The sequence below is a fragment of the Pseudomonas sp. 32_A genome (genome assembly GCF_017490905.1).
Classification (GTDB): Bacteria; Pseudomonadota; Gammaproteobacteria; order Pseudomonadales; family Pseudomonadaceae; genus Aquipseudomonas; species Aquipseudomonas inefficax.
Map to the genome: position 1 here is coordinate 71,128 of NZ_JAFGYI010000019.1, position 24,091 is coordinate 95,218.

The 24,091-nt window shown below is 63.4% G+C and carries 28 protein-coding genes; 18 read left to right on the forward strand and 10 right to left on the reverse strand.

Going from position 1 to position 24,091, the window contains the following annotated elements; genetic code table 11:
• Nucleotides 1-53: 53 nt before the first annotated feature.
• The 6 genes from hemA (at nucleotide 54) to J5M58_RS13985 (ending at nucleotide 5,399) form a co-directional block, all read left to right on the forward strand.
• Complete coding sequence (gene hemA / locus J5M58_RS13960; protein ID WP_112251983.1) at nucleotides 54-1,331, forward strand: glutamyl-tRNA reductase; 1,278 nt, start codon at nucleotides 54-56, stop codon at nucleotides 1,329-1,331.
• On the forward strand, nucleotides 1,328-2,410 hold the full coding sequence (gene prfA / locus J5M58_RS13965; protein ID WP_013970909.1) for a peptide chain release factor 1: 1,083 nt from the start codon (nucleotides 1,328-1,330) through the stop codon (nucleotides 2,408-2,410). Before hemA ends, prfA begins: the two co-directional genes overlap by 4 nt.
• A complete protein-coding gene (gene prmC, locus J5M58_RS13970; RefSeq protein WP_207878469.1) occupies nucleotides 2,410-3,240 on the forward strand; it encodes a peptide chain release factor N(5)-glutamine methyltransferase in 831 nt (276 codons plus the stop codon). Before prfA ends, prmC begins: the two co-directional genes overlap by 1 nt.
• Complete coding sequence (locus J5M58_RS13975; protein WP_112251984.1) at nucleotides 3,234-3,989, forward strand: molybdopterin-synthase adenylyltransferase MoeB; 756 nt, start codon at nucleotides 3,234-3,236, stop codon at nucleotides 3,987-3,989. The genes prmC and J5M58_RS13975 overlap by 7 nt, the downstream gene beginning before the upstream one ends.
• The gene (gene murI, locus J5M58_RS13980; protein WP_112251985.1) at nucleotides 3,982-4,779 is read left to right on the forward strand and encodes a glutamate racemase; all 798 of its coding nucleotides are present in this window, start codon (nucleotides 3,982-3,984) and stop codon (nucleotides 4,777-4,779) included. The genes J5M58_RS13975 and murI overlap by 8 nt, the downstream gene beginning before the upstream one ends.
• Nucleotides 4,780-4,880: 101 nt before the next feature.
• Entirely contained in the window at nucleotides 4,881-5,399 is a 519-nt protein-coding gene (locus J5M58_RS13985; protein ID WP_112251986.1) for an acyloxyacyl hydrolase, read from the forward strand.
• A gap of 123 nt (nucleotides 5,400-5,522) precedes the next feature.
• On the opposite strand, the gene J5M58_RS13990 is transcribed toward J5M58_RS13985, so the two are convergent.
• The 5 genes from J5M58_RS13990 to J5M58_RS14010 all read right to left on the reverse strand — a co-directional run bounded on the left by J5M58_RS13990 (nucleotide 5,523) and on the right by J5M58_RS14010 (nucleotide 10,580).
• Nucleotides 5,523-6,221, reverse strand: a complete 699-nt coding sequence (locus J5M58_RS13990; RefSeq protein WP_112251987.1) for an SDR family oxidoreductase — start codon at nucleotides 6,219-6,221, stop codon at nucleotides 5,523-5,525.
• Nucleotides 6,218-7,660 (reverse strand): deoxyribodipyrimidine photo-lyase, encoded by a 1,443-nt coding sequence (phrB, locus tag J5M58_RS13995; protein ID WP_207878470.1) that lies wholly within the window; start codon nucleotides 7,658-7,660, stop codon nucleotides 6,218-6,220. Before phrB ends, J5M58_RS13990 begins: the two co-directional genes overlap by 4 nt.
• Complete coding sequence (locus tag J5M58_RS14000) at nucleotides 7,651-8,538, reverse strand: MerR family transcriptional regulator (protein ID WP_112251989.1); 888 nt, start codon at nucleotides 8,536-8,538, stop codon at nucleotides 7,651-7,653. Before J5M58_RS14000 ends, phrB begins: the two co-directional genes overlap by 10 nt.
• Nucleotides 8,528-9,496 carry a DUF523 and DUF1722 domain-containing protein gene (locus tag J5M58_RS14005; protein ID WP_207878472.1) on the reverse strand — a complete coding sequence of 323 codons (969 nt, stop codon included), beginning with the start codon at nucleotides 9,494-9,496 and terminating at the stop codon, nucleotides 8,528-8,530. Before J5M58_RS14005 ends, J5M58_RS14000 begins: the two co-directional genes overlap by 11 nt.
• A gap of 97 nt (nucleotides 9,497-9,593) precedes the next feature.
• Nucleotides 9,594-10,580 carry an NAD(P)/FAD-dependent oxidoreductase gene (locus J5M58_RS14010; RefSeq protein WP_112251991.1) on the reverse strand — a complete coding sequence of 329 codons (987 nt, stop codon included), beginning with the start codon at nucleotides 10,578-10,580 and terminating at the stop codon, nucleotides 9,594-9,596.
• Nucleotides 10,581-10,767: 187 nt separating this feature from the next.
• Here J5M58_RS14010 and J5M58_RS14015 point away from each other — a divergent pair, with 187 nt between their 5' ends.
• Both J5M58_RS14015 and hemH read left to right on the forward strand, forming a co-directional pair.
• Nucleotides 10,768-11,673 carry a TIGR01777 family oxidoreductase gene (locus tag J5M58_RS14015; RefSeq protein ID WP_112251992.1) on the forward strand — a complete coding sequence of 302 codons (906 nt, stop codon included), beginning with the start codon at nucleotides 10,768-10,770 and terminating at the stop codon, nucleotides 11,671-11,673.
• Between the two features lie 13 nt (nucleotides 11,674-11,686).
• Complete coding sequence (gene hemH / locus J5M58_RS14020; RefSeq protein ID WP_207878474.1) at nucleotides 11,687-12,700, forward strand: ferrochelatase; 1,014 nt, start codon at nucleotides 11,687-11,689, stop codon at nucleotides 12,698-12,700.
• A gap of 103 nt (nucleotides 12,701-12,803) precedes the next feature.
• Here the strand turns inward: hemH and J5M58_RS14025 are convergent, their stop codons facing one another.
• Nucleotides 12,804-14,075, reverse strand: coding sequence for a uracil-xanthine permease family protein (locus tag J5M58_RS14025; RefSeq protein ID WP_112251995.1), 1,272 nt, complete (start codon nucleotides 14,073-14,075; stop codon nucleotides 12,804-12,806).
• A gap of 2 nt (nucleotides 14,076-14,077) precedes the next feature.
• Complete coding sequence (gene upp / locus J5M58_RS14030) at nucleotides 14,078-14,716, reverse strand: uracil phosphoribosyltransferase (protein WP_011532223.1); 639 nt, start codon at nucleotides 14,714-14,716, stop codon at nucleotides 14,078-14,080.
• Nucleotides 14,717-14,877: 161 nt separating this feature from the next.
• On the opposite strand from upp, the gene J5M58_RS14035 reads away from it, so the two are divergent.
• The 4 genes from J5M58_RS14035 to J5M58_RS14050 all read left to right on the forward strand — a co-directional run bounded on the left by J5M58_RS14035 (nucleotide 14,878) and on the right by J5M58_RS14050 (nucleotide 16,928).
• Entirely contained in the window at nucleotides 14,878-15,435 is a 558-nt protein-coding gene (locus J5M58_RS14035) for a hypoxanthine-guanine phosphoribosyltransferase (RefSeq protein ID WP_003256346.1), read from the forward strand.
• A gap of 2 nt (nucleotides 15,436-15,437) precedes the next feature.
• Nucleotides 15,438-15,911: a WbuC family cupin fold metalloprotein gene (locus J5M58_RS14040; RefSeq protein ID WP_112251996.1), complete on the forward strand. Its 474-nt coding sequence runs from the start codon at nucleotides 15,438-15,440 to the stop codon at nucleotides 15,909-15,911.
• A gap of 187 nt (nucleotides 15,912-16,098) precedes the next feature.
• On the forward strand, nucleotides 16,099-16,569 hold the full coding sequence (locus J5M58_RS14045; protein WP_112251997.1) for a hypothetical protein: 471 nt from the start codon (nucleotides 16,099-16,101) through the stop codon (nucleotides 16,567-16,569).
• A gap of 68 nt (nucleotides 16,570-16,637) precedes the next feature.
• On the forward strand, nucleotides 16,638-16,928 hold the full coding sequence (locus J5M58_RS14050) for a PA4642 family protein (RefSeq protein WP_112252042.1): 291 nt from the start codon (nucleotides 16,638-16,640) through the stop codon (nucleotides 16,926-16,928).
• Nucleotides 16,929-17,107: 179 nt separating this feature from the next.
• Here J5M58_RS14050 and mqo read toward each other — a convergent pair whose 3' ends face one another.
• Nucleotides 17,108-18,616, reverse strand: coding sequence for a malate dehydrogenase (quinone) (gene mqo, locus J5M58_RS14055; protein WP_025337698.1), 1,509 nt, complete (start codon nucleotides 18,614-18,616; stop codon nucleotides 17,108-17,110).
• A gap of 600 nt (nucleotides 18,617-19,216) precedes the next feature.
• Nucleotides 19,217-19,450 (reverse strand): hypothetical protein, encoded by a 234-nt coding sequence (locus J5M58_RS14060; RefSeq protein ID WP_112251998.1) that lies wholly within the window; start codon nucleotides 19,448-19,450, stop codon nucleotides 19,217-19,219.
• A 145-nt stretch (nucleotides 19,451-19,595) separates the two neighbouring features.
• Between J5M58_RS14060 and J5M58_RS14065 the strand changes: the two genes are divergently transcribed.
• Nucleotides 19,596-20,180: a YajG family lipoprotein gene (locus tag J5M58_RS14065; RefSeq protein ID WP_013970929.1), complete on the forward strand. Its 585-nt coding sequence runs from the start codon at nucleotides 19,596-19,598 to the stop codon at nucleotides 20,178-20,180.
• A gap of 166 nt (nucleotides 20,181-20,346) precedes the next feature.
• The gene (locus J5M58_RS14070; RefSeq protein WP_046616028.1) at nucleotides 20,347-20,607 is read left to right on the forward strand and encodes a hypothetical protein; all 261 of its coding nucleotides are present in this window, start codon (nucleotides 20,347-20,349) and stop codon (nucleotides 20,605-20,607) included.
• A gap of 33 nt (nucleotides 20,608-20,640) precedes the next feature.
• On the opposite strand, the gene J5M58_RS14075 is transcribed toward J5M58_RS14070, so the two are convergent.
• Complete coding sequence (locus J5M58_RS14075) at nucleotides 20,641-21,807, reverse strand: 1-acyl-sn-glycerol-3-phosphate acyltransferase (RefSeq protein ID WP_112251999.1); 1,167 nt, start codon at nucleotides 21,805-21,807, stop codon at nucleotides 20,641-20,643.
• A 125-nt stretch (nucleotides 21,808-21,932) separates the two neighbouring features.
• Here J5M58_RS14075 and J5M58_RS14080 point away from each other — a divergent pair, with 125 nt between their 5' ends.
• From J5M58_RS14080 to J5M58_RS14095, 4 genes are all read left to right on the forward strand, one after another.
• Nucleotides 21,933-22,115: a CPXCG motif-containing cysteine-rich protein gene (locus J5M58_RS14080; protein ID WP_012270508.1), complete on the forward strand. Its 183-nt coding sequence runs from the start codon at nucleotides 21,933-21,935 to the stop codon at nucleotides 22,113-22,115.
• On the forward strand, nucleotides 22,115-22,375 hold the full coding sequence (locus J5M58_RS14085; protein WP_133970277.1) for a DUF2007 domain-containing protein: 261 nt from the start codon (nucleotides 22,115-22,117) through the stop codon (nucleotides 22,373-22,375). The genes J5M58_RS14080 and J5M58_RS14085 overlap by 1 nt, the downstream gene beginning before the upstream one ends.
• 15 nt (nucleotides 22,376-22,390) lie before the next feature.
• Complete coding sequence (locus J5M58_RS14090) at nucleotides 22,391-23,011, forward strand: SOS response-associated peptidase (RefSeq protein ID WP_112252000.1); 621 nt, start codon at nucleotides 22,391-22,393, stop codon at nucleotides 23,009-23,011.
• A 199-nt stretch (nucleotides 23,012-23,210) separates the two neighbouring features.
• On the forward strand, nucleotides 23,211-24,026 hold the full coding sequence (locus J5M58_RS14095; RefSeq protein ID WP_025337703.1) for a M48 family metallopeptidase: 816 nt from the start codon (nucleotides 23,211-23,213) through the stop codon (nucleotides 24,024-24,026).
• Nucleotides 24,027-24,091 lie beyond the last annotated feature (65 nt).

Here is a 24,091-nt window from a genome sequence, read left to right on the forward strand (position 1 = left end):
AAACCTGCGAAAGAGGACAATTATCGGCTTCCCGTCACAACCAGCGACCTTGCATGGCCTTTCTTGCACTTGGTATCAACCATAAGACTGCCTCGGTAGACGTACGCGAGCGCGTGGCGTTTACCCCAGAGCAGCTGGTAGACGCCCTGCAGCAGCTCTGCCGGCTGACATCCAGCCGCGAAGCGGCAATCCTGTCGACCTGCAACCGTAGCGAACTCTATATCGAGCAGGACCACCTGTCCGCCGATGTCGTGCTGCAATGGCTCGCCGACTATCACCGCCTCAGCCTGGACGAGTTGCGCGCCAGCGCCTACGTGCACGAAGAGCACGAGGCGGTGAAGCACATGATGCGGGTGGCCTCCGGCCTGGACTCGCTGGTGCTCGGCGAGCCGCAGATCCTCGGCCAGATGAAGTCCGCCTACGCGGTGGCGCGCGAGGCCGGCACCGTCGGCCCGTTGCTCGGGCGCCTGTTCCAGGCCACCTTCAGTGCCGCCAAGCAAGTGCGTACCGACACCGCCATTGGCGAAAACCCGGTGTCGGTGGCGTTTGCCGCGGTCAGCCTGGCCAAGCAGATCTTCAGCGACCTGGGCCGTAGCCAGGCCTTGCTGATCGGCGCTGGCGAAACCATCACCCTGGTCGCCCGCCACCTGCATGAGCAGGGCGTGCGTCGCATCGTCGTGGCCAACCGTACCCTGGAGCGGGCCAGCATCCTGGCCGAGCAGTTCGGTGCGCACGCCGTTCTGCTGGCCGACATCCCTCAGGAACTGGCCAACAGCGACATCGTTATCAGCTCCACCGCCAGCCAGTTGCCGATCCTCGGCAAGGGCGCGGTCGAAAGCGCGCTGAAGCAGCGCCGGCATAAGCCGATTTTCATGGTCGACATTGCCGTACCCCGCGATATCGAAACCGAAGTCGGCGAACTGGACGACGTCTACCTGTACACTGTCGATGACCTGCACGACGTGGTGGCGGAAAACCTCAAGAGTCGTCAGGGCGCGGCCCAGGCCGCCGAAGAGCTGGTGTCGGTAGGGGCTGAAGACTTCATGCTGCGCCTGCGCGAGCTGGCCGCGGTGGATGTGCTCAAGGCCTATCGCCAACAAAGCGAGCGCCTGCGCGACGAAGAACTGCAAAAGGCCCAGCGGCTGCTGGCCAACGGCGCCAACCCCGAAGATGTGCTGGCCCAACTGGCCCGGGGGCTGACCAACAAACTCCTGCACGCGCCCAGCGTGCAATTGAAAAGGCTCTCGGCCGAGGGCCGCCTCGATGCGCTGGCCATGGCCCAGGAACTCTTTGCCCTCAACGAGGGCTCGACGGACAAATCCCCGCAATGAAAGCGTCGCTGCTGAACAAACTGGAAATCCTCCAGGACCGCTTCGAAGAACTCACCGCACTGCTCGGTGATGCCGAGGTCATTTCCGACCAGACGCGCTTTCGCGCCTATTCTCGTGAATACGCCGAAGTCGAGCCGGTCTACGCTGCTTATAAAGAGTGGCGCAAAGTCCAGGACGACCTCGAAGGTGCCCAGGCGCTGCTCAAGGACAGTGACCCGGACCTGCGCGAAATGGCCGTGGAAGAAGTGCGTGAAGCCAAGGAACAACTGCTGACGCTGGAGTCGCAGCTGCAACGCATGCTGTTGCCCAAGGACCCCAACGACGGCCGTAACGTGTTCCTCGAGATCCGTGCCGGCACCGGTGGCGACGAGGCGGCGATCTTCTCCGGCGACCTGTTCCGCATGTATTCGCGCTACGCCGAAAAGCGTGGCTGGCGCCTGGAAATCCTCTCCGAGAACGAAGGCGAGCACGGCGGCTACAAGGAAATCATCGCCCGCGTCGAAGGCGAGAGTGTGTACGGCAAGCTCAAGTTCGAGTCTGGCGCGCACCGCGTACAGCGCGTGCCCGAGACCGAATCCCAGGGCCGTATCCACACCTCCGCATGCACCGTGGCGGTACTGCCCGAGCCGGACGAACAGGCGGCCATCGAGATCAACCCGGCCGACCTGCGCGTGGACACCTACCGCGCATCCGGTGCCGGCGGCCAGCACGTCAACAAGACCGACTCGGCGATCCGTATCACCCACTTGCCCACCGGTATCGTGGTCGAGTGCCAGGAAGAGCGCTCGCAGCACAAGAACCGCGCCCGCGCCATGTCCTGGCTGTCGGCCAAGCTCAACGACATGCAGACCAGCGCCGCGCAGAACGCCATCGCCACCGAGCGCAAGCTGCTGGTCGGCTCGGGTGACCGTTCCGAGCGCATCCGTACGTACAATTATCCACAGGGCCGGGTGACCGACCACCGCATCAACCTGACCCTGTACTCGCTGGACGACATCCTCGCCGGCGGCGTGGAGGCGGTGATCGAACCGCTGCTGGCCGAATACCAGGCCGATCAACTGGCCGCCCTGGGGGACTGATGACCATCATCGCCAGCCTGCTGCGCAACGCGCAGTTGCCAGAATCGCCCACCGAGCGGCTGGATGCCGAGCTGCTGTTGGCCGCGGCCATCGGCAAGTCGCGCAGCTACCTGCACACCTGGCCCGAGCGAATCGTCAGCAGCGAAGATGCCGAGACCTATGCCGGCTACCTGCAGCGCCGCCGTGGCGGCGAGCCGGTTGCCTATATTCTTGGGCTGCAGGGCTTCTGGAAGATCGACCTGGAGGTGGCACCGCATACTCTGATCCCGCGGCCGGATACCGAGCTGCTGGTCGAAGCCGCGCTTGAGCTGCAACCCGCCACGCCGGCCAAGGTCCTTGACCTGGGCACCGGCACCGGCGCCATCGCCCTGGCCCTGGCCAGCGATCGCCCGGCCTGGCAGGTGACTGCAGTGGACCGGGTGGAGGAGGCCGCCGCCCTGGCCGAGCGCAACCGCCAGCGCCTGGGCCTGGCGAACGCCCAGGTACGGCTCAGCCACTGGTTCGACAGCCTGGCCGGCGAGCGTTTCGACCTGATTGTCAGCAACCCGCCCTACATCGCCGCCGCAGACCCGCACCTGGTCGCCGGTGATGTACGCTTCGAACCCAGCAGCGCGCTGGTGGCCGGCGCCGATGGCCTGGACGACTTGCGCGTAATCGCGGCCCAGGCCCCCGTGCACCTGGTGCCGGGTGGCTGGTTGCTGCTGGAACACGGCTACGATCAGGCAGCGGCGGTGCGCGCCTTGCTGGCTGAACAAGGCTTCATCGAGGTCGCCAGCCGCACGGACCTGGGCGGCCATGAACGCATTACCCTGGGGCGCCTGCCATGCTGAGTGATCAGGAACTGCTGCGTTACAGCCGGCAGGTATTGCTGGCCCAGATCGACATCGACGGCCAGTTGCGGCTCAAGCAGAGCAAGGCGCTGATCGTCGGGCTCGGTGGCCTTGGCTCGCCAGTTGCCTTGTACCTGGCCGCTGCCGGGGTGGGTGAGCTGCACCTGGCCGACTTCGATACCGTCGACCTGACCAACCTGCAACGCCAGGTGATCCACGACAGTGCCAGCGTCGGCATGAGCAAGGTCGATTCGGCCTTGCAGCGCTTGCAGGCGATCAACCCGGAAATCAGCCTGGTTGCCCATCGCCAGGCTCTGGACGAGGACTCGCTGGCAGCCGCTGTGGCAGCGGTCGACCTGGTGCTGGACTGCTCCGACAATTTCGGTACTCGCGAGGCGGTCAACGCCGCCTGTGTCGCGGCTGGCAAGCCGCTGGTCAGCGGTGCGGCGATCCGCCTGGAAGGGCAGTTGTCGGTATTCGACCCACGGCGTGACTACAGCCCCTGCTACCACTGCCTGTACGGTCATGGCAGCGAAGCCGAACTGACCTGCAGCGAAGCCGGCGTGATCGGCCCGCTGGTGGGGCTGGTGGGCAGCCTGCAGGCGCTGGAGGCGATGAAGCTGCTGGCCGGGTTCGGCGAGCCGCTGGTCGGCCGCCTGCTGTTGATCGATGCTCTCGGCACTCGTATCCGCGAATTGCGGGTCAAGCGCGACCCGGCCTGTGCGGTCTGCGGCCAGCGCGATGGCTGAGCGCTCGGCGCCGGTCGGCGTGATGGACTCCGGGGTCGGCGGCTTGTCGGTGCTCGCCGAGATCCAGCGCCTGCTGCCGAACGAGACGCTGCTGTACGTGGCCGATTGTGGCCACGTGCCCTATGGCGAGAAATCACCCGATTACATCCGCGAGCGTCTGCGGCGCATTGCCGGGTTCTTCCATGAACAAGGCGCCAAGGCCATGGTGCTTGCGTGTAACACCGCCACGGTGGCGGCAGTCGCCGATTTGCGCGAGTTGTATCCGCTCTGGCCGCTGGTGGGCATGGAGCCAGCGGTGAAGCCCGCTGCCGCGGCCACGCGCTCGGGCGTGGTCGGGGTGCTGGCCACCACTGGTACCCTGCAAAGCGCCAAGTTCGCCGCCTTGCTTGACCGCTTCGCCAACGACGTACAGGTCATCACCCAGCCTTGCCCGGGCCTGGTCGAGCGGATCGAGACCGGCGACCTGGTCAGCCCGGCGCTGCGTCAGCTGCTGTCGGGCTACGTGCAGCCGCTGCTGGCGGCGGGTTGCGACACGCTGATCCTCGGCTGCACTCATTACCCCTTCCTGCGCCCGTTGCTGGCCGAGATGGTGCCAGCCGATGTGGCCATCATCGACACCGGCGCCGCAGTGGCGCGTCAGCTGCAGCGACTATTGGGGGCGCATGACCTGTTGGCCGATGGGCCGGCAGGTGCTACCCGGTTCTGGACCAGCGCTGACCCACAGTCGCTAAGAAAAATCCTACCTTTGCTGTGGCATCAGTCCGACAGTGTGCAAAGCTTTCCGCTGTGAAAAAAATGTGAAAAGCACCTGAACTATCGTACCAGTGCCGCTTTCTACCGCTTTGCCTGACCTAAGGCGGACACCAATAACAGCAAAGAAGGATGTTGCTCATGAAGAAGCTGCTCGGCTTGGCGGCGGTTGCTGCCTTTACCTTGGGGCAAGCGCTGTCGGCGCAAGCTGCTGACGTTTCGTTTTCGGTGGGGCAGACCGGCGACTCGACCATGGTCTACCGGCTGGGGCTGCAATCGAACTGGGACGCGAGCTGGTGGCAGACCAGCGTGGGTCGCCTGACCGGTTATTGGGATGGGGCTTATAGCTACTGGGATGGTGACGAGACGGCCAGCAACCACAGCCTGTCGTTTGCGCCAGTGTTTGTTTATGAGTTTGCCGGGGAGTCGGTGAAGCCTTACATCGAGGCGGGGATCGGCGTTGCGGCGTTCTCCAGTACCGAACTGGAAGACAACGAGCTGGGCTCGTCATTCCAGTTCGAAGACCGTATCGGCTTTGGATTGCGCTTTGCCGGTGGGCATGAGATTGGCGTGCGGGCGATTCACTATTCCAACGCAGGCATCAAGCAGCCCAACGATGGGGTGGAGAGCTACAGCCTGCATTACCGCATGGCGCTCTGAGCTCTCCTGGGCCGGCCTCTTCGCGGGTGAACCCGCTCCCACAGGTATATCACTGGACTCAAGGTGCAGGGAGTCCTGTGGGAGCGGGTTTACCCGCGAAGAAGGCGATGCCGATATCAGATGCTATCGCATCAACGGCCACAGGCTACTGAGCTCCAAAACCTCCAGCACCAGCTCAGGTTCCCTCTGTGGCCACCGCAGCAGCAGCTCTTCTGCCGCTTGCTGCGGCGTCCACGCCTCCGGTATCGCCTGCGCCGATGTCACAGGCGTCTTCAACGACTGCGGCCCCACCACGGTCAGCTCAACCCCTTGCGCCTTCAGCGCCTGACGCTGCTCGCGCATCCATTGCGGCATATTGTTCCAGCCCGCAGTCACCTGCGTCGGTGCATGCAACTGCAACGCCGAATAACGGTTGAACACCGCCATCACCTGCGATGAGTCGCCCTTCGCCAGCAACGGCAGCGCACTGGCCAGGCAATGCTCGCCGGCCAGCTGGTTGCCAGTGACGATAGCCTCGAACAACTCGCTGTCCGCCACATTGTCCGCCAGGTAATCGCTGGTACCGGCGTTGATGATCAAGCCGTCCAGCGCGCACCAGGCATGGCAAATCTGCTGGCAGGCCTGGGCCGCCTGATGTTCTTCGTGCAACTGCCAAGGCAAGCGCAACAGCTGGCTGCCATAGCGTGCAGCCAAGGCATCCAGTGCCTCGCCATGCTTGCCGCTTGCAGCTACCCGGTGTCCTTGCCGGAGCAACCCCTCCACTAACGCCAGGCCTAGTCCATTGCCTGCTCCCGTCACCCAGATACTGCGTGCGTTGTTCAAGATGCTGCCCTCTGATCCTGCCGGCGCGGGAGGTTCTTGAATGCCTCCAGTGCGCGCTGGCGACTGCTGTCGAGATCGACGATTGGACGGTAGTAGGATTGTCTGGCAAAAAGATCGGCTGATATTAAGGGAAGATGAATAGCTTTTTCATCCAGCCTTTGCAATTCCGGCAGCCAGTGCCGAATGAAACGCCCCTGCGGGTCGAAACGCTGCGACTGCGTAACCGGGTTGAAGATGCGGAAATAGGGCACCGCGTCGGTGCCAGTGGACGCGCTCCACTGCCAGCCGCCGTTGTTGGCGGCCAGGTCGCCGTCTATCAGGTGGCGCATGAAATGTCGCTCGCCCTTGCGCCAGTCGATCAGCAGGTTCTTGCTGAGGAACATGGCCACGATCATGCGCAGGCGGTTGTGCATCCACCCGGTATCCAGCAGCTGGCGCATGGCGGCGTCGATGATGGGGAAGCCGGTTCGGCCCTGTTCCCAGGCTTCGAGGTCGGCCGGTGCGTCGCGCCAGGGCAGGGCTTCGGTCTGGGCGCGGAAGGCGCGGTGACGCGAGACCTGTGGATAACCGGCCAGGATGTGTTTGTAGAATTCGCGCCAGAGCAGCTCGTTGACCCAGGTTTGCACGCCACTGCTGCCGCTGTCGAACTCACCGCGGTTGCTGGCCAGGGCGCCGTGCAGGCACTGGCGCGGCGAGATCACGCCAGCGGCCAGGTAGGTGGAGAGCTGGCTGGTACCGGGCTTGGCAGGCAAGTCACGCAGCTGGTGGTAGTCGTCGATGGTTTCGTCGAGAAAGCGGGCCAGCCGCGCCTGCGCTTCGGCTTCGCCGGCCGGCCAGTGGTCGCGCAGTGTTTGCGCGGGTTTTTCGAAACCGTCCACGTGCTCAGGGATCGGGTCGCTGGTGATCTGCAGTGGTGCCTGGCGTTTTACCCGGTGGGCCAGGGCTGGGAGGCCTCGGTGCAGGTGCTCCAGGCAGTTCTTCTTGAACTGGCTGAACACCTGGAAGTAGTCACCGCTGCGGGTAAGGATGGTGCCCGGCCGGAACAACAGCTGGTCGAGATGGCTGTGGGCCTGGATGGACGACTTTTCCAGCAGCGCGCGGGTAGCGTCGTCGCGGCGTTGCTCGTTGATGCCGTACTCCTCGTTCCAGTGCACGCTTTGCACCTGATGTTGGCGGCAGACGTCTAGCACGGCCTGCGGCGCCTGGTCCCAGATGTCGATCCTGCGGATCAGCAGAGGTATGTTCAGGCGCTCCAGCGACTGGCGCAGGTCGCGCAGGTTGCGCAGCCAGAAGTCCACTTTGCACGCGGCGTCGTCATGGGCCAGCCATTGCCCGGGGCTGACCAGCCACAGGGCAAGGGTCGGCCCGCGCTCGCTGGCGGCGGCGAGCGCGGTGTTGTCATCGATGCGCAGGTCGCTGCGCAGCCAGGTCAGGTGCATGGTGCGGTCATCTCTCCAGGCTGGCGGCCATGGGCTTGCAGCAAACGCAATGCCGCCTGTGGGGTATCGAACAGTTCGAGGTTGGGCAGGCGGAGGGCGCGCAGCCGGGCTTCGTGCAGCGCCAGCATCGGCCCGCCGGCCAGGGTCGGTACGGGCAGGCGTTGCAGCACCTTGTCATCGAGTCGTGGCCCCAGGTGCAGGAGCACGGCACGCGGCTTGAGCATGGTGACGGCGCGTTGCAGGTGCGCGCCGCCAATGGTGTGCTCCAGCACTTCGACCGGCACGCCGTTGCTGGTGAACAGCCAGGCGCACAACCACAAGCCAGGGCTGAAGGTGTGTTCACTGTCTTCGGCCAGCAAGATGACAGGGCCTTGCAGCAGCTGGTTGTCGTGGTAGACCCGGGCGCCCAGCTTGCTGCGCAGCCAGCTGTGGAAAAACACCTGCTCCAGCCGTGCATTGAAATAGCTGCGCCAGCGCAGGTCGAGGAGGTCGAGCAGCGGCAACAGCAATTGCTCGCATAGGGTGACGGCCGGGTAAAGGGCCATGGCCTGGTTGAGCTGCTGGTCCAGGGCGCGCTGTGACAGCGTAGCGATAGCCTCGATCAGTTGGAACTGCCGGGCTTGCCAGTCGCCTTTGGGCGGTGTGCTGGCCGGTTTGTCGAGCAGCTCGCGTACCTGGCTGACGGAGGCACCGCGCTGCAGCCAGGCGAGGATCGCCTCGACGCGTTCGACTTGTTCCAGCGGATACAGGCGATGGCCCTTGGCGGTACGCTGGGGCTTGAGCAGGCCGTAGCGGCGCTCCCAGGCGCGCAGGGTGACGGGATTGACGCCCGTGCGGCGAGCCAGCTCGCCGATGGGCAGCAGGATTTCAGACGGCATTGCGCAGGCCCAGGCTTTCGGGATGCGGCTGCAGGTAGGCCTGCTGCTGCAGATACGGGTCGGGGTGTTTGCGCAAATGGTGCTTGAGCAAGGTAAGCGGCACTACCAGCGGCACCACGCCTTGCTGGTATTGGCCAATGATGGTTTGCAGCTCGGCTTTGTCCTGTGGTGTGAGGGTGTCCTTGAAGTAGCCGCTCAGGTGCTGCAGCACGTTGCAGTGAGTGCCACGGCTGGCACAGCGGCGCAGAGCCTGCATCAGTTGGCTGAAATAGCGCGGGCCGATACTTTGCGGGTCGTCGTCCTTGCTCATGCCGCCAAGCAGGCGCCCCAGGCTGCGGTAGGCCTGCGGGTTGTTGGCCATCAGCAAATACTTGTAGCGCGAGTGGAAGCGCACCAGGGCGCCACGGCTCAGGCCTTCGGCCAGCAGGCGCTGCCAGTCGGCGTAGGCATACACGCGGCTGATGAAATTCTCGCGCAGCACAGGGTCGTGCAGGCGGCCTTCTTCCTCCACCGGCAGGTCCGGGCGCCGTGCGCAGAACGCCTGGGCATACACGCCCCGCCCACTGTGGAAGGCCGGGTGGCCATTGTCCTGGTACACCTTGACCCGCTCCAGGCCACAGGAAGGCGATTTCTGCATGAAGATGTAGCCGCAGATATCGTCGAGCTCGGCCGCCATTTGCTCGCCATAGCTGCGCAGTGGGCCGGTCAGGTCCATGCCGGGGTTGCGGGTGCCTACCACTTCGGGCCGGCTGGGGTCGCCGACCAGGCGAATCGGGTCACGCGGTACACCCAGGCCGATGGCCACCTCCGGGCACACCGGCAACCAGTCGAAATGTTCCTCGAGCTGCATACGGCACAAGTCGGAGGCCTTGTGGCCACCGTTATAGCGCACGCTATGCCCGGTCAGGCAGGCGCTGATGGCGATACGCGGCTTGCTGTGGGCAAATGAGTCGTGCATGGGCTGTCTCCAATAAAACTTGTACTAGACTACAAAGTTGTACAGGTTTATTGCAGCACAACCCAGAAGTTATGCAAACCGGTTTTTTTGTATAGCTCTATTCGAGGTGTTCGAGCAGCCGACGCGCTGCTTCCTGGCCACTGAGCCAGGCGCCTTCGACGCGGCCGGACAAGCACCAGTCGCCGCAGGCGTACAAGCCTTGGTCTGCATCGGCCAGCGCGCCCCATTCATGGTTGCTGCTCGGGCGGGCATACAGCCAGCGGTGAGCCAGGGCAAATGTAGGGGCTGGTACCACGCAGCCGACCAGCTCGGCAAACTCGCCCCACAGCTGTTCGATCACTTCTTCCTTGGGCAGGTCGATGTGTTGACGGCTCCAGTCCGAGGTGGCGTGCAGTACCCAGGTATCCAGCTGCTCGTCACGCCCGGGCTTGCTGCGGTTGCGGGCCAGCCAGTCGAGCGGGTTGTCCTGTACGAAGCAGCCTTGCATCGGGGTGTCCAGCGGGGCCTGGAAGGCCAGGGCGACAGCCCAGGTGGGCTCCATCTGCACACCTGCGGCCACGGCAGCGAGTTTTGGGGTAGAGGCCAGCAGCGGCGTGGCCTGCGGTGCCGGCACAGCAATCACGACGCGGCTGTAGGGGCCATGGCTGCAGCCTTCGGTGTCCTGCAGGTGCCAGTATTGCTTGCCGCGGAACACTTCGGCGATGCGGCAGCCGAAGTTGACCGTCACATCCTTGAGCAGGCCGCGGGTGATTGCACTCATGCGCGGCACGCCCACCCAGCGTGTCTGCTCGTCGGGGGACGGGGTGAGTTCACCATCGCGGTAGTTGTACAGCTGTGGCTTCCATTGCTCGGCCCAACCAGCGGCAACCCACTGCTGTACCTGCTCGACGAAGCGCCGGTCACGGGCAGTGAAATACTGGGCGCCGAGGTCCAGCGCGCCAGCTTCGCTGCGCTTGCTGGCCATGCGCCCGCCACTGCCGTGGCCTTTGTCGAACAAATGCACGGATTGCCCGGCCTTCTGCAAGGCCTGGGCGGCTGACAGACCGGCGATACCGGCCCCGATTATGGCGATAGGTACTGTCATGATGGCCTCTTCAAACCTTGCTGTAAGCAGACTACGCTGTCAGGCAAACCTGTACAATGCTAAAATTTTGTATAAGGTTATTCCGTGTTGGCAGGCAGCTTGGCCTATGTTTATCCGAGAGCGTCGGGTCAAAAAAGTGCCTTGCTGTTAAAAATAGACCACCGCCGCATTCTGCGAGGACACAGCCATGCATATATTGCTGACAGGCGGCACTGGGTTGATTGGCAAGCACCTGTGTCAGTACTGGCTCGGCCAGGGTCATCGCCTGACGGTATGGAGCCGGCGACCTGAGCAGGTGCCGAAAATTTGTGGGGCTGGCGTGCGCGGCATCGCACGCCTGGAGCAACTGGAGCCGGATGATCAGCTGGATGCGGTGATCAACCTGGCCGGCGCGCCAATTGCCGACCGGCCTTGGACGGCGGCCCGGCGCAACCTGCTGTGGGCCAGCCGCGTTACCCTCACCGAGCAGTTGCTGGCTTGGCTGGGCAGCCGTGAGCAGCGCCCGGAAGTGCTGATTTCCGGCTCTGCGGTGGGTTGGTACGGAGACGGCGGCGAACGCGAGCTGTCCGAGGCTTCACCGCCGGTGCGCGAAGATTTCGCCAGCCAGCTGTGCATTGCCTGGGAGGAGACGGCCATGCGTTCACAGGCCCAGGGCATTCGCGTTGTACTGGTGCGAACCGGTTTGGTACTGGCAAGTGATGGCGGCTTTTTGTCGCGTCTGCGCCTGCCCTTCAAATTGGGGCTGGGCGGGCCTTTGGGCGACGGGCGGCAGTGGATGCCCTGGGTCCATATAGACGACCAGATCGCCCTTATTGATTTTCTCTTGCAGCACAAGGATGCCAGCGGTCCTTATAATGCCTGCGCCCCCGAGCCGGTGCGCAACCGCGAGTTCGCCAGGTGCCTGGGCCGCACCTTGCACCGGCCGGCGTTGCTGCCAGTGCCGGCACTGCTGCTAAAGGCCGGGCTGGGTGAGCTGTCGACCCTGCTGCTCGGCGGCCAGCGCGCCCGCCCGGTACGCTTGCTGGCGGCAGGCTTCACCTTCCGCTTCAACGATCTGCAATCGGCCCTGGACAACCTGTCCAGCCGCCTCTGACATAGGATGCTGCATGACCGATCACGCCCTGCTGCTGGTCAACCTGGGTTCCCCGGCCTCCACATCGGTGGCCGATGTACGCCGCTACCTCAACCAGTTTCTGATGGATCCCTATGTGGTCGACCTGCCGTGGCCGCTTCGGCGGCTGCTGGTGTCGCTGATCCTGATCAAGCGCCCGGAACAGTCGGCCCATGCCTATGGCTCTATCTGGTGGGAAGAGGGCTCGCCGTTGGTAGTGCTGACCCGTCGCCTGCAGGCGGCGATGGTCGAGCACTGGCCCCATGGCCCGGTGGAGATTGCCATGCGCTATGGCCAGCCGGCCTTGCCCGAAGTGCTCGAGCGCCTGGCGGCCCAGGGTGTACGCAAGGTGACCTTGGCACCGCTGTATCCACAGTTTGCCGACAGCACGGTGACCACGGTGGTGGAGCTGGCCAGGCAGACGATCAGCGAGCGCCAGCTGCCGTTGCAGATGCGCGTGCTGCAACCATTCTACGAACACCCGGATTACATCGAGGCACTGGCGGCCAGCGCCAGGCCTTACCTGGAGCAGGACTACGATCACCTGTTGCTGAGCTTTCATGGTTTGCCGGAGCGGCACCTAAAGAAGCTCTACCCGGCCGGCAAGCATGACCTGCGCGCGGCGGATTGTTGCGAAGGTGCCAGTGCCGAGGTGCGTGCGGTGTGTTATCGCGGGCAGTGTCTGGCCACGGCCAAGGCTTTTGCGCAGAAGCTGGGCATACCGGACGGCAAGTGGTCGGTATCGTTCCAGTCGCGCCTCGGGCGCGACAAGTGGATCGAACCCTACACCGAAACCCGGCTGGACGAACTGGCCAAGGCCGGAGTGAAGCGGTTGCTGGTTATGTGCCCTGCGTTCGTTGCAGATTGCATCGAGACGCTGGAAGAAATCGGCATGCGCGGCAGCGAGCAGTTTGTCGAGGCTGGCGGGCAGGAGCTGGTGCTGGTGCCTTGCCTGAATGATCACCCGGAGTGGGTGAGGGTGTTGGCCGACATGTGCGAAAAGGCCTGATTGTCAGGTTGCCTTTGCCGGCCTCTTCGCGGGTAAACCCGCTCCCACAGGTTTTGTACAATGCCTGTGGGAGCGGGTTCACCCGCGAAGGGGCCAGGTCAGGTCAAAGCTGATCGTCCAGCTTCTTTTGCTTCCAGCCATCATTACCCGGCAAGATCAGGTTCAGCGCGATAGCCACGATGGCGCACAGGGCGATGCCCTTCAGGCCCCAGTCATCCGGGCCGTCACCGCTGCCGATCAGCACACCGCCGATACCGAACACCAGGGTGACCGACACGATCACCAGGTTGCGCGCTTCGGACAGGTCGATCTTGTGGCGGATCATGGTGTTCATGCCCACCGCCGCGATCGAGCCGAACAGCAGGCACAGGATGCCACCCATCACCGGTACCGGGATGCTTTGCAGCAATGCACCGAACTTGCCGATGAAGGCGAGGGTGATGGCGAAGACCGCCGCCCAGGTCATGATCTTCGGGTTGTAGTTCTTGGTCAGCATCACCGCGCCGGTGACTTCGGCATAGGTGGTGTTGGGCGGGCCGCCAAACAGGCCGGCTGCCGTGGTGGCCAGGCCGTCACCCAGCAGGGTGCGGTGCAGGCCAGGCTTTTTCAGGTAGTCGCGGCCCGTAACGCTGCCGACCGCGATCACCCCGCCGATATGCTCGATCGCCGGTGCCAGGGCAACCGGGACGATGAACAGGATGGCCTGCCAGTTGAACGCTGGTGCGGTGAAGTTGGGCACCTCCAGCCACGGTGCGGCGGCGATCTTGGCAGTGTCGACCACGCCAAAGGCGAACGACAGGGCAAAGCCCACCAGCACGCCAGCGATGATCGGCACCAGGCGGAAGATGCCCTTGCCGAACACGGCGACGATCAGCGTTGTCAGCAGGGCCGGCATCGAGATCATCATGGCGGTCTGGTAGGGCAGCAGCACGCTGCCGTCACCGGCCTTGCCCATCGCCATGTTGGCGGCGATCGGCGCCATGGCCAGGCCGATGGAGATGATCACCGGGCCGATCACCACCGGCGGCAGCATGCGGTCGATGAAACCGGTGCCTTTGATTTTCACCATCAGGCCCATGAAGGTGTACACGAAACCTGCGGCCATCACGCCGCCCATGGTCTCGGCCAGCCCGAACTGGCCCTTGGCGAGGATGATCGGGGTGATGAAGGCAAAGCTCGAGGCCAGGAACACGGGTACCTGGCGGCCGGTGACCAGCTGGAACAGCAGGGTGCCGATGCCGGCAGTGAACAGTGCGACGTTCGGATCTAGGCCGGTGATCAGTGGCATCAGCACCAGCGCGCCGAATGCCACGAAGAGCATCTGCGCGCCCGAAACGACCTGGCGCCAGAGCGGGTCGTTGAAGCCGTCCTGCATGGTCAGGCGTCCTTTTGCTTGGTGCCGAAGATCTTGTCACCGGCATCGCCCAGGCCCGGCACGATGTAGCCGTGTTCGTTCAGGCGCTGGTCGATCGAGGCGGTGTAGATCTGCACGTCCGGGTGGGCTTTTTCCACCACTTCGATGCCTTCTGGCGCGGCGACCAGAACCATGGCGCGGATCTCTTTGCAGCCGGCCTTCTTCAGCAGGTCGATGGTGGCAACCATCGAACCGCCGGTGGCCAGCATCGGGTCGATGATCAGCGCCAGGCGCTGGTTGATGTCCGGCGCAAGCTTTTCCAGGTAGGTGTGGGCTTCGAGGGTTTCCTCGTTGCGGGCAACGCCGACAGCGCTGACCTTGGCACCCGGGATCAGGCTGAGCACGCCATCGAGCATGCCGATGCCGGCACGCAGGATCGGCACCACGGTAATTTTCTTGCCGGCGATTTTTTCAACTTGCACCTTGCCGCACCAGCCGTCGATCTCGTAGGTTTCGAGCGGCAGGTCCTGGGTGGCTTCGTAGGTCAGGAGCGCGCCGACTTCCTGGGCAAGTTCGCGAAAATTCTTGGTGCTGATATCGGCACGGCGCATCAGGCCGAGCTTGTGGCGGATCAGCGGATGGCGGATCTCACGAGTGGGCATAGGGGGGCTCCGAAAGGCGGGCAAAAAAACCGCGCTAGATTAATCTATTCAGCCTGTGCTGTCGTCTGGTCATTCTGGACGTTAGTCCATAAATGCTTGATCTGTGACGAGCGGATGCGTACCTTTGCCCGCTTTTCCAAAATGCACCCCCGGAGAGCGCCATGTCCGCCGATCTCGAGCATATCCGTCAAGTCATGCGTGAAGCTGACTGCCTGTACACTGAAGCCGAAGTCGAAGCGGCCATCGCCAAAGTCGGCGAGCAGATCTGCAAGGACCTGCACGACAAGAACCCGGTGGTGTTCTGCGTGATGAACGGCGGCCTGATCTTCTCCGGCAAACTGCTGACCCACCTGCAGTTCCCACTGGAAGCCAGCTACCTGCACGCCACCCGCTACCGCAACCAGACCAGCGGCGGCGAACTGTTCTGGAAGGCCAAGCCGGAAGTGTCGTTCATCGACCGTGACGTACTGATCGTCGACGACATTCTCGACGAGGGCCACACCCTCAGCGCCATCATCGAGTTCTGCAAGCATGCCGGTGCGCGCTCGGTGCACACCGCGGTGCTGATCGACAAGGACCATGACCGCAAGGCCAGCCCGGAGCTCAAGGCCAACTACGTGGGCCTGCCCTGCGTCGACCGCTACATCTTCGGTTACGGCATGGACTACAAAGGCTACTGGCGCAACGCCAACGGCATTTTCGCCGTAAAGGGGCTGTGATCATGCGCCAGCCCGCGTTCATCGACCAATCGCTGTTCGCCGGGCTGGCCGCACAGGCTGCCGCCAACCCGCGCGGGCGGCAGCACCACAATTTCCATGAGATGGCAGAGCCTTGCCACCGCATGGCGGTCGGGCTGCAACCGAGCACCTATATCCCGCCGCATCGTCACCTCAGCGATGACAAGGCCGAAACGCTGGTCGTGCTAAAGGGGTGCCTTGGCCTGCTGATCTTCGACGAGCAGGGCGCTGTGACCGACAAGCGGGTGATGCAGGCGGGCGGCGATTGCCTGGGTGTGGACCTGGCGCCTGGAACCTTCCATGGGCTTGTGGTGCTGGAGCCGGACAGCATTCTGTTCGAGTGCAAGGCTGGGCCGTATCGGCCGGTGGGTGAAGGTGAACATGCGCACTGGGCGCCGCGCGAAGGTGAAGAAGGCGTGGCCGAGTACCAGGCCTGGATGATCGCGCAGTTCGATTGATGTCAGGCCGGCGCACTCAACTGTAGGAGCGGCCTTGTGTCGCGATCGGGCTGCGCAGCAGCCCCTCGATTGAAGCTTCGCCACCAACATGGCCGGTGCCGCTTTGCAGCCCATCGCGACACAAGGCCGCTCCTACAAGAGCCTGTGCAGGCCGTGCTAGAGTGCTCCTTCATTCAAGGAGCCTCACATGCGTGCGTTTCTTCCCCTCCTGTTGGCGGTCAGCCTGCCACTCGCCGCCGCACCGCTGCACAGCCAGTTCCTGCCACCTGACGACCAGTCACTGCGCCAGGAAGCGCCGACCGGCCAGCAATTGCTGCAAGTGACCGACTACTCGGTGGTGGTGGGTACCCAGCGCCAGTCCGACCAGCAGCCGATCCCGATCACCTCGTCGTTGCAGGTGCGCCTCAAGGGCAAGCCGCTGAGCAAGGGCGCGACCATCGCCCAGGTGCTACTGACCTTTGACGGTGAAGCGGCCAAGAGCCTGAAGAAACCCGTCTACGACGAGAAAACCCGCACCTTGAGCCTGAACTACCCGCTCAGCGACTACCGCGTGATCATGGACCTGCTGCGCAACGAGACACTGTATGTGCAGTTCCTCACGTACGCCAACGGCCACGTCTGGGCCGACCTGCACACCGGTACCGTACGTACGCGTTGAGGCGCCCGGCCTGCGGGGGGTACACTGCCGGCCTTGGAAATTTCGTGATGGTCCAGTTGGAGTCGGCAATGCGTAAAGACAAGAAACAGGTAATCGGTGACGAGATCAGCGACGACTACATCAAGGCATTCCTTCAGTTCGAGCCGGCCGATGGCGTGACCTCGCCGTCGCTGCACAAGCTGGTCAAGGCGTACCGTGGCCTGCGCATCGACGATTTCGAGCGCTTTGTCGGCTTCTTCATCGAAGCCGGGCTGGACCTGGATGGCAAGGACGAGCATGGCAAGACCTTTGTCGAGCAGATCGCCGACCAGCGCAATGCGGCGGAGTACATCGAGATCATTGCCAAGGCCCGTGGCTGATTTTTAAACCTGCTCCGGCCTCTTCGCGGGTAAACCCGCTCCCACAGGTACAGCGCAGCCCTTGGCTGTGGCTCTGATCCTTGTGGGAGCGGGTTTACCCGCGAAAGGGCCGGAACAGGCTTACTAAGATCCAGGCACAAAAAAACGCCCCAAGGGGCGTTTTTTCGTTACCGGCCGAATCAGGCGTAATGCTTGGCCGCCGGGCTGCTTTCCACCAGGTCCAGTGCCACGTCGTTGTCGGCGCTGATCTTGTGGTACAGGGCTGCATCGGTTGCCAGGGTCTTCTCGCGAGCCGGGAAGATTTCCTTGAGCTTGGCAGCCCAGGCGCCTTTGGCCTGCTCGGGGAAGCAGCGCTCGATCAGTTCCAGCATGATCGATACGGTTACCGAAGCACCCGGCGATGCGCCGAGCAGTGCAGCCAGGCTGCCGTCCTGGGCCGAGACCAGCTCGGTACCGAACTGCAGCACGCCGCCTTTCTTCGGGTCCTTCTTGATGATCTGCACGCGCTGACCAGCCACTTCCAGGCGCCAGTCTTCGGCCTTGGCCTGCGGATAGAAGCGACGCAGGGCTTCCAGGCGCTGCTCCATCGACTGCATCACTTCGCTGACCAGGTACTTGGTCAGGTCCATGTTGTCACGGGCCACGGCCAGCATCGGGCCAATGTTGCCCATGCGCACCGACAGCGGCAGGTCCATCAGCGAACCGTGCTTGAGGAACTTGGTGGTGAAGCCGGCATATGGGCCGAACAGCAGCGATTTCTTGCCATCGACCACGCGGGTATCCAGGTGTGGTACCGACATCGGTGGGGCGCCGACCGCGGCCTGGCTGTAGACCTTGGCCTGGTGCTGCTTGACGATTTCCGGGTTGTCGCAACGCAGCCACTGGCCGCTGACCGGGAAGCCGCCGAAGCCTTTGCTTTCCGGAATGCCCGACAGCTGCAGCAGCGGCAGGGCCGCGCCACCGGCGCCGAGGAAGACGAAGCGGGCGTCCACTTCACGGCTGCCGCCGCTGTTGACGTCCTTGATGCTTACGGTCCAGCCCTTGCCGTTACGGCGCAGGCCAACGACCTTCTTGCTGTACTTGACCTGGGCGTCTTGCGAGTCGCCCAGCAGCTTCAGCAGCTTGTTGGTCAGGGCGCCGAAGTTGACGTCGGTACCCTTGAGCACGCGGGTGGCGGCGATGTGCTGGTCGGCTGGGCGGCCTGGCATCATCAGCGGCATCCAGTCGTTCATCACGGCCTTGTCTTCGGTGTATTCCATGTCGGCGAAGGCATGGTGCTGCTTGAGCAGCTCATAGCGCTTCTTGAGGAAGGAAACACCCTTGTCACCCTCGACGTAGCTCAGGTGCGGGACAGGGTTGATGAAGGCACGCGCCGAGCCGAAGTTGCCTTTCTTGCTCAGGTAGGCCCAGAACTGGCGCGAAACCTCGAACTGGGTGTTGATGTGCACGGCCTTCTTGATGTCGATGCTGCCATCGGCGGCCTGGGGCGTGTAGTTAAGCTCGCAAAGGCCGGCGTGGCCTGTGCCTGCGTTGTTCCAGGGGTTGGAGCTTTCCGCGGCTCCGGAGTCCATCGCCTCCACGACCTCAAGTTTCAGGGTCGGGTCGAGCTCCTTGAGCAGTACGGCCAGGGTGGCACTCATGATGCCCGCGCCTACCAGTACCACATCAACCGATTCGTTCTGCGCCATTTAACGCGTCTCCACAATCTACAGCTACCTAATTGACAGCATAGGACCTGGGTTCGCCAGGGTCGCCATGTCCGACTTTTCGCAGTTCTTGCAACTTCCGCGGACACCGCCAATCAGTCTTCGGGTTCGGGTATTGAACGCGGTTTGCCACGGGTGCGGCAATTCGACTTATGGTCAAGGTGTCATGCGTGCGTTATGGAACGGCTCAGACACTCATACGAGATGAGCGCATTTGCCGCCTGTTCAGGGCTGTTCGGGACACATCTGCCGCTTTTGCACATGCCAGACTGTTCATTTGCTCGCCACACTCTTGTGAAGTTGTGAAAACCGTTTTTTCACGCTCTTTTGGAGACGTGAACCTCAAAAGGGGACTGCGCGATGGCAACCCGCAGGTTCATGCAGTGTGAAGGGCCGGAAAAGCAGGCACGACAGCCGATGCAAGACCTGAGTGGAAGGCTCTCTGTGGGCGAAGCGTTGAAGTTGCCGGGGTCAATCGGCGAGTGCGGGGCCCGATCAGGAGACGTCCTTATAATCGGGGGGAGATTATAGCGATGTCGCGGGCAGAAATGTCGCCATTCGTGGTTTTTATTGCAGCGTTTGTCAGGCCGCGAGGATGCGCTGGTGCCAGCGGCGGCTTGCGCGGGCGCAAACCCGGGCACTGGCGGGCAGTTCGCGGCCCAGCCAGGCGAGCTGGATTTCGCCGATCTGGACCCAGCCGCTGCCGCTTGGTGCCTGGCTGCATTGCTTGAAGGCCAGGCATTTGCCGTCGTCATCGAGGCGGGCATAGGTGTTGTGGCGCGGGCGTTGGAAGAGCAGGGTCCAGAGCGAGGCCATGGCAGCGAGTCCTGTGTGTTAGGGCTTGGCGCAAGGATAAGGGCGCGGCGATGAAACGATTGTGACAAGCGGGCCAGGCCGATGACTGGTCGATGCGTGGCTAGGTATACTGTGGGCCTTCGCCGCTTTTTCTGGAGTAACGCGCATGTTGCAACGTCTGTTGTTCGGTTTGATCGCCGTGGCCAGCCTCAGCCTGGTCGGTTGTGCCCACAGCCCGCAACAACTCAACCCGCAACCCACGCTCAAGGCCCAGCTCGCCCCGGTCGGCCATGGCCAGCCGGTAGTGGTCCGGGTGGTTGACGGCCGGGCCTCGCAGTCCCTGGGCACTCGCGGTGGCATGTACCCCGAGACCAGCACCATCAGCGTCAGCGGTAACGACATCGTGCCCAAGCTGCAGGCCCAGGCCGAAGCAGCCGTGCGCCTGCTCGGCTTCACCCCGACGCCGAACGCCTACAACGCGCCGCAGCTGACCGTGACCCTGGCCGAGTTGAAGTACCAGTCGCCGAAAGACAACCTGTACGTGACCGAGGCTACCATCGGCGCCACCTTCCGTGCCGACGTGTCCAATGGCGGCCGCCGCTACAGTGGCCGTTACGGTGCTTCGCTGGACCAGCGTTTCGGCATGGCGCCGAACCAGGAAACCAACACCCAGCTGGTGGGTGATGTGCTGAGCGATGCGCTGACCCGCATGTTCAAGGACCCGACCATCGGTCAGGTGCTGGGGCAGTAAGGCTTCAGCTGTAAAACAAAACCCGCTGCCTGTGTTCCAGGCAGCGGGTTTTTTGTTGCCTGTGCCCTGGATGAAATTCAATGACATTTTGTCGCCTGGGCCGGGCGTCAGGGCGCGACTTGGGTAGAATGCCGGCCTTTGCCGTCGCTCATACCGAGGTTGCGTGATGTCCTTGCAAGTGCTCTGGGGGTTCCTGGCCGCCCACCCGACCAAGCTGATCAATCTGCTGGCGCTGCTGCTGACCTGCCCGGGCGGGTTGCTGCTGCACAGTGCGCGGCGGCGCGAGGCCGAGACCCGCGAATACATGGCGGTGGACGATGGGGTGGTGGACGCGTTCGACCTGCGGGTACCCCGGTACTTCTACATTCTCGGTTTTTCGTGCCTGGCGATGGCGTTGCTGCTGTCCTGGTTCAGTACCTGGGTTTGAGAACCCGGGGCTGCAAAGCAGCCCTGGGATCGATCAGGCAACCGGCGCCTGCTGCCTGACCTGGTACTGGTTGCGCACCGGCGTCGCATACTGCAACACCAGGTACGGCCGCTGCTCCTCGGGGCAGGCATCCAGGCGGCGTTGCCATTCTTCCTTGGCCCGAGCCAGTTCCTCAGCCGGGAACACCTTCTCGGCGCTCGGCACCTGCAGCGCCTCATCCTTGCCTTCCCACATCGCATAGGCCAGGTAGTGCACCGGGAACAGCCGGTAGCCACCGAGGATCTGCCGGTCGATTTCCACCGCCAGCTGCTTGGTGTCCTCGTGGAACTCGGTCACCGGCGGGGCGAAGTTGATGTGCACCCGGCCCTTGTAGCCGGTAATGCCCTTGGCGATGCTGTTGTCGTCCTCGCCCGGCGCCTTCTTGTAGGTGCCGGTGGTGGCGCGGATGTACAACTCGCGGGCCTTGGCCTGGTCGCACGGGTCATACTCGTAGCTGATCGACACCGGCGTCAGGTTCAGGCTCTGGATCACCGCGCCGAACGGCTCGTCCTTGCGGCTCATGTGGAACATCTTGAGGATCGCCGAGTCGGTGCGGTCGTCACCGTCCTTGGCCCGGCCTTCGGCCTGGGCGATCCAGATCGACGTGGCGTCGTTGCGGATCGAGTGGTTGATGTAGGCCGAGAGCAGCTGGTAGGCCGCCAGTTTCTCGCGGCGCCCGCTGATCGAGCGGTGCACGATGAAGCTCTTGTTCAGGCGCATCATGTCGCTGACAAACGGCTTTTGCAGCAGGTTGTCGCCAATGGCGATGCGCGGCGTGGGCAGGCCGGCGTGGTACACCGCATAGTTGACGAACGCCGGGTCCATGACGATGTCACGGTGGTTGGCCAGGAACAGGTAGGCGGTGCCGGCCTTGAGTTGCTCCACGCCCGTATAGGTGACGCCGTCGGTGGCACGGTCGATGGTCTGGTCGACGTAGTACTCGACTTTGTCCTGCAAGGTCGAGACGCAGGTGACGCCGGCAAATTCCTTGCGCAGGCGGCGGGCGATCAGCGGTTTGAGCAACCAGCCGAGAGCACCGGCCGCACGCGGGAAGCGGAAGTGGGTGAGGATATCGAGGAATGCCGGGTCGCTGAGCAGGCGTGCCAGAACGGCAGGGACCTCAGCGTCGTCGTACGGTCGGATGGCATCGAATTCGCCCATCATGCTCTCTTGTTGGAAACGGCTAGGGTAATAAGGTAGGGACGGGTTCCGAAAAACGGCTCGGACACACACAGGCCCTGTAAACAGACCGGCAATTATACGCATAAGTCACCCCGGAGGCCGCGATGCTGGAAACTGCGATCTACGATTGCCCTTATTGTGGCGAAGAAGTCGAAACCACGGTGGACCTGTCCGGTGGCGATCAGGAATACATCGAGGACTGCCAGGTTTGCTGCAAGCCTATCCGCTTCGTGCTGCAGGTTCATGGCGAGGAGTGGATGCTCGATGTATTCGGTGAGAATGACTGATGCAGCGTATCTACGAACCGGAAAGCCTGCTCGAGGCTGAAATGCTGGCGGGCATGCTCGCCAGCGAGGGGGTCGAGGCGCACCTGGTCGGCCGTGACCTGGTCGGTGCTGCCGGCGAGTTGCCGCTGCAGGGCCTGCTGGGGCTTGCCGTGGCTGACGAGCAGGCCGAGTACGCACGGCAGCTGATCGATGCGTACAATGACGCCCAGCCACTGGTTGGCGACGAACCGGAGAGTTTCCCCGGTACCTTGATCTGCTAGGTTCTGAATTCGCCCATGTGTGGACGTTATGCCCTGTTTCGCTGGCCCCAGGCTCTTGCCAGTCTGCCGGGCTTTCCCGTCGGCCAGCCAGCCCAATGGAACATCTCGCCGGGGGCTTCGGTGCTGATCCAGCGCCAGCTCGACGGCCAGCTGCAATTGGCCAAGGCGCGTTGGGGGCTGACCCCGGCCTGGCTCACCGACCTGTCCCGAACCCCCGCCCATGCCCGCGCCGAGACCCTGGCCGAGCAGCCGATGTTTCGCGACGCGTTTCGCCAGCGCCGCTGCCTGATGCCGGCCAACGGCTTTTACGAATGGCGCGGTAGTGTGCGCAAGCGCCCGTACTGGCTGACCCCGGGGGAGGGCGCTTCGCTGTACTTCGCCGCCGTGTGGGAGGCCTACCCGGTGCAGGACCAGGTTTGGCTGAGTTGTGCGGTGGTGACCCAGGCGGCGATGAACCAGCGTCGGCCGCTGATACTGGACGAGGCAGGGCAGGCAGCCTGGCTTGACCCGGACACGCCGGTTACCCGTTTGCACGAGCTGCTGGCCAGCCCGCCGGCGACGCTGCGTGAGCGGGCCCTGGCGAATTTCGTCAACGATCCGAAGCTGGATGCACCGGAGTGCCTGACCCCGGCTTGATGCATTGCCTTTGACGGCCCTTTCGCGGGTAAACCCGCTCCCACAGGTACTGCACCGAACTTGAAACCTGGGTAGTCCCTGTGGGAGCGGGTTCACCCGCGAAGAGGCCGGTGCAGGCAAATAAATTCTTCCGTGCGGCTATGGCGGCCCAGCGGCGACTCGGCCTACGATACGGCGCATGTAAAAAGGGAGTGTTTTCATGCGTAAGTCTTTTGTCGTCAGTCTGTTGAGTGCTGGCATCCTGCTAGCTGGCTGCCAGGCGGTGAATACCACCAGCGGCGGTGCTGTCGGCGTCGAGCGCCAGCAGTACATGTTCAGCATGCTCTCGACCGATGAGGTCAACCAGATGTACGCCCAGTCGTACCAGCAGACCCTGGGTGAGGCATCGAACAAAGGCGTGCTCGACAAGTCCAGCGCAGTTGCCAAGCGTGTACAGGTAATTGCCAACCGCCTGATCGCCCAGACCCCCAAGTTCCGCCCGGATGCCGCGCAATGGAACTGGGAAGTCAATGTGATCAAGAGCGACGAGCTCAACGCCAACTGCGGCCCGGGCGGCAAGATCATCGTCTACACCGGGCTGATCGATCAGCTCAAGCTCACCGATGCGGAAATTGCTGCGGTGGTGGGCCATGAGATCGCCCACGCCCTGCGTGAGCACAGCCGCGAGGCGATGTCCAAGGCGTACGGCGTCGAAATGGCGCGTCAGGGCGCCGGTGCCCTCTTTGGCCTCGGCCAGGGCAGCATGGCCATGGCCGATACCGTAGTGAACTATGCCATGACCCTGCCCAACAGCCGGGCCAACGAGAACGAAGCCGACCTGATCGGCCTGGAGCTCTCGGCGCGTGCCGGTTACGACCCGAACGCCGCGATTACCCTGTGGAACAAGATGAGCCAGGCGTCCGAAGGCGCACCGCCCGAGTTCATGAGCACTCACCCGGCGTCCCAGAGCCGCATTGCTTCGCTGCAGGCGGCGATTCCGAAGGTGATGCCGCTGTATCAGGCGGCCAAGAAGTAAGACCGTAAGGGGCTGCTTTGCAGCCCAATCGCCGGCAAGCCAGCTCCCACAGAGTGCTCTATCGG

What these genes read in the sequence shown, in the direction of transcription:
- J5M58_RS14060 (WP_112251998.1), bottom strand. Translation starts at nt 19,450, where the DNA reads ATGGCCTCGCTCTGGACCCTGCTCTTCCAACGCCCGCGCCACAACACC.
- mqo (WP_025337698.1), bottom strand. Translation starts at nt 18,616, where the DNA reads ATGGCGCAGAACGAATCGGTTGATGTGGTACTGGTAGGCGCGGGCATC.
- upp (WP_011532223.1), bottom strand. Translation starts at nt 14,716, where the DNA reads ATGCCCACTCGTGAGATCCGCCATCCGCTGATCCGCCACAAGCTCGGC.
- hemH (WP_207878474.1), top strand. Translation starts at nt 11,687, where the DNA reads ATGACCGATCACGCCCTGCTGCTGGTCAACCTGGGTTCCCCGGCCTCC.
- J5M58_RS14000 (WP_112251989.1), bottom strand. Translation starts at nt 8,538, where the DNA reads ATGCCGTCTGAAATCCTGCTGCCCATCGGCGAGCTGGCTCGCCGCACG.
- J5M58_RS14075 (WP_112251999.1), bottom strand. Translation starts at nt 21,807, where the DNA reads ATGGGCGAATTCGATGCCATCCGACCGTACGACGACGCTGAGGTCCCT.
- J5M58_RS14035 (WP_003256346.1), top strand. Translation starts at nt 14,878, where the DNA reads ATGTCCGCCGATCTCGAGCATATCCGTCAAGTCATGCGTGAAGCTGAC.
- J5M58_RS14010 (WP_112251991.1), bottom strand. Translation starts at nt 10,580, where the DNA reads ATGACAGTACCTATCGCCATAATCGGGGCCGGTATCGCCGGTCTGTCA.
- J5M58_RS14040 (WP_112251996.1), top strand. Translation starts at nt 15,438, where the DNA reads ATGCGCCAGCCCGCGTTCATCGACCAATCGCTGTTCGCCGGGCTGGCC.
- J5M58_RS13975 (WP_112251984.1), top strand. Translation starts at nt 3,234, where the DNA reads ATGCTGAGTGATCAGGAACTGCTGCGTTACAGCCGGCAGGTATTGCTG.
- J5M58_RS14070 (WP_046616028.1), top strand. Translation starts at nt 20,347, where the DNA reads ATGTCCTTGCAAGTGCTCTGGGGGTTCCTGGCCGCCCACCCGACCAAG.
- phrB (WP_207878470.1), bottom strand. Translation starts at nt 7,660, where the DNA reads ATGCACCTGACCTGGCTGCGCAGCGACCTGCGCATCGATGACAACACC.
- J5M58_RS14085 (WP_133970277.1), top strand. Translation starts at nt 22,115, where the DNA reads ATGCAGCGTATCTACGAACCGGAAAGCCTGCTCGAGGCTGAAATGCTG.
- J5M58_RS14005 (WP_207878472.1), bottom strand. Translation starts at nt 9,496, where the DNA reads ATGCACGACTCATTTGCCCACAGCAAGCCGCGTATCGCCATCAGCGCC.
- hemA (WP_112251983.1), top strand. Translation starts at nt 54, where the DNA reads ATGGCCTTTCTTGCACTTGGTATCAACCATAAGACTGCCTCGGTAGAC.
- J5M58_RS14045 (WP_112251997.1), top strand. Translation starts at nt 16,099, where the DNA reads ATGCGTGCGTTTCTTCCCCTCCTGTTGGCGGTCAGCCTGCCACTCGCC.
- J5M58_RS14090 (WP_112252000.1), top strand. Translation starts at nt 22,391, where the DNA reads ATGTGTGGACGTTATGCCCTGTTTCGCTGGCCCCAGGCTCTTGCCAGT.
- J5M58_RS14015 (WP_112251992.1), top strand. Translation starts at nt 10,768, where the DNA reads ATGCATATATTGCTGACAGGCGGCACTGGGTTGATTGGCAAGCACCTG.
- J5M58_RS14065 (WP_013970929.1), top strand. Translation starts at nt 19,596, where the DNA reads ATGTTGCAACGTCTGTTGTTCGGTTTGATCGCCGTGGCCAGCCTCAGC.
- J5M58_RS14095 (WP_025337703.1), top strand. Translation starts at nt 23,211, where the DNA reads ATGCGTAAGTCTTTTGTCGTCAGTCTGTTGAGTGCTGGCATCCTGCTA.
- J5M58_RS14025 (WP_112251995.1), bottom strand. Translation starts at nt 14,075, where the DNA reads ATGCAGGACGGCTTCAACGACCCGCTCTGGCGCCAGGTCGTTTCGGGC.
- prmC (WP_207878469.1), top strand. Translation starts at nt 2,410, where the DNA reads ATGACCATCATCGCCAGCCTGCTGCGCAACGCGCAGTTGCCAGAATCG.
- prfA (WP_013970909.1), top strand. Translation starts at nt 1,328, where the DNA reads ATGAAAGCGTCGCTGCTGAACAAACTGGAAATCCTCCAGGACCGCTTC.
- J5M58_RS14050 (WP_112252042.1), top strand. Translation starts at nt 16,638, where the DNA reads ATGCGTAAAGACAAGAAACAGGTAATCGGTGACGAGATCAGCGACGAC.
- J5M58_RS14080 (WP_012270508.1), top strand. Translation starts at nt 21,933, where the DNA reads ATGCTGGAAACTGCGATCTACGATTGCCCTTATTGTGGCGAAGAAGTC.
- murI (WP_112251985.1), top strand. Translation starts at nt 3,982, where the DNA reads ATGGCTGAGCGCTCGGCGCCGGTCGGCGTGATGGACTCCGGGGTCGGC.
- J5M58_RS13985 (WP_112251986.1), top strand. Translation starts at nt 4,881, where the DNA reads ATGAAGAAGCTGCTCGGCTTGGCGGCGGTTGCTGCCTTTACCTTGGGG.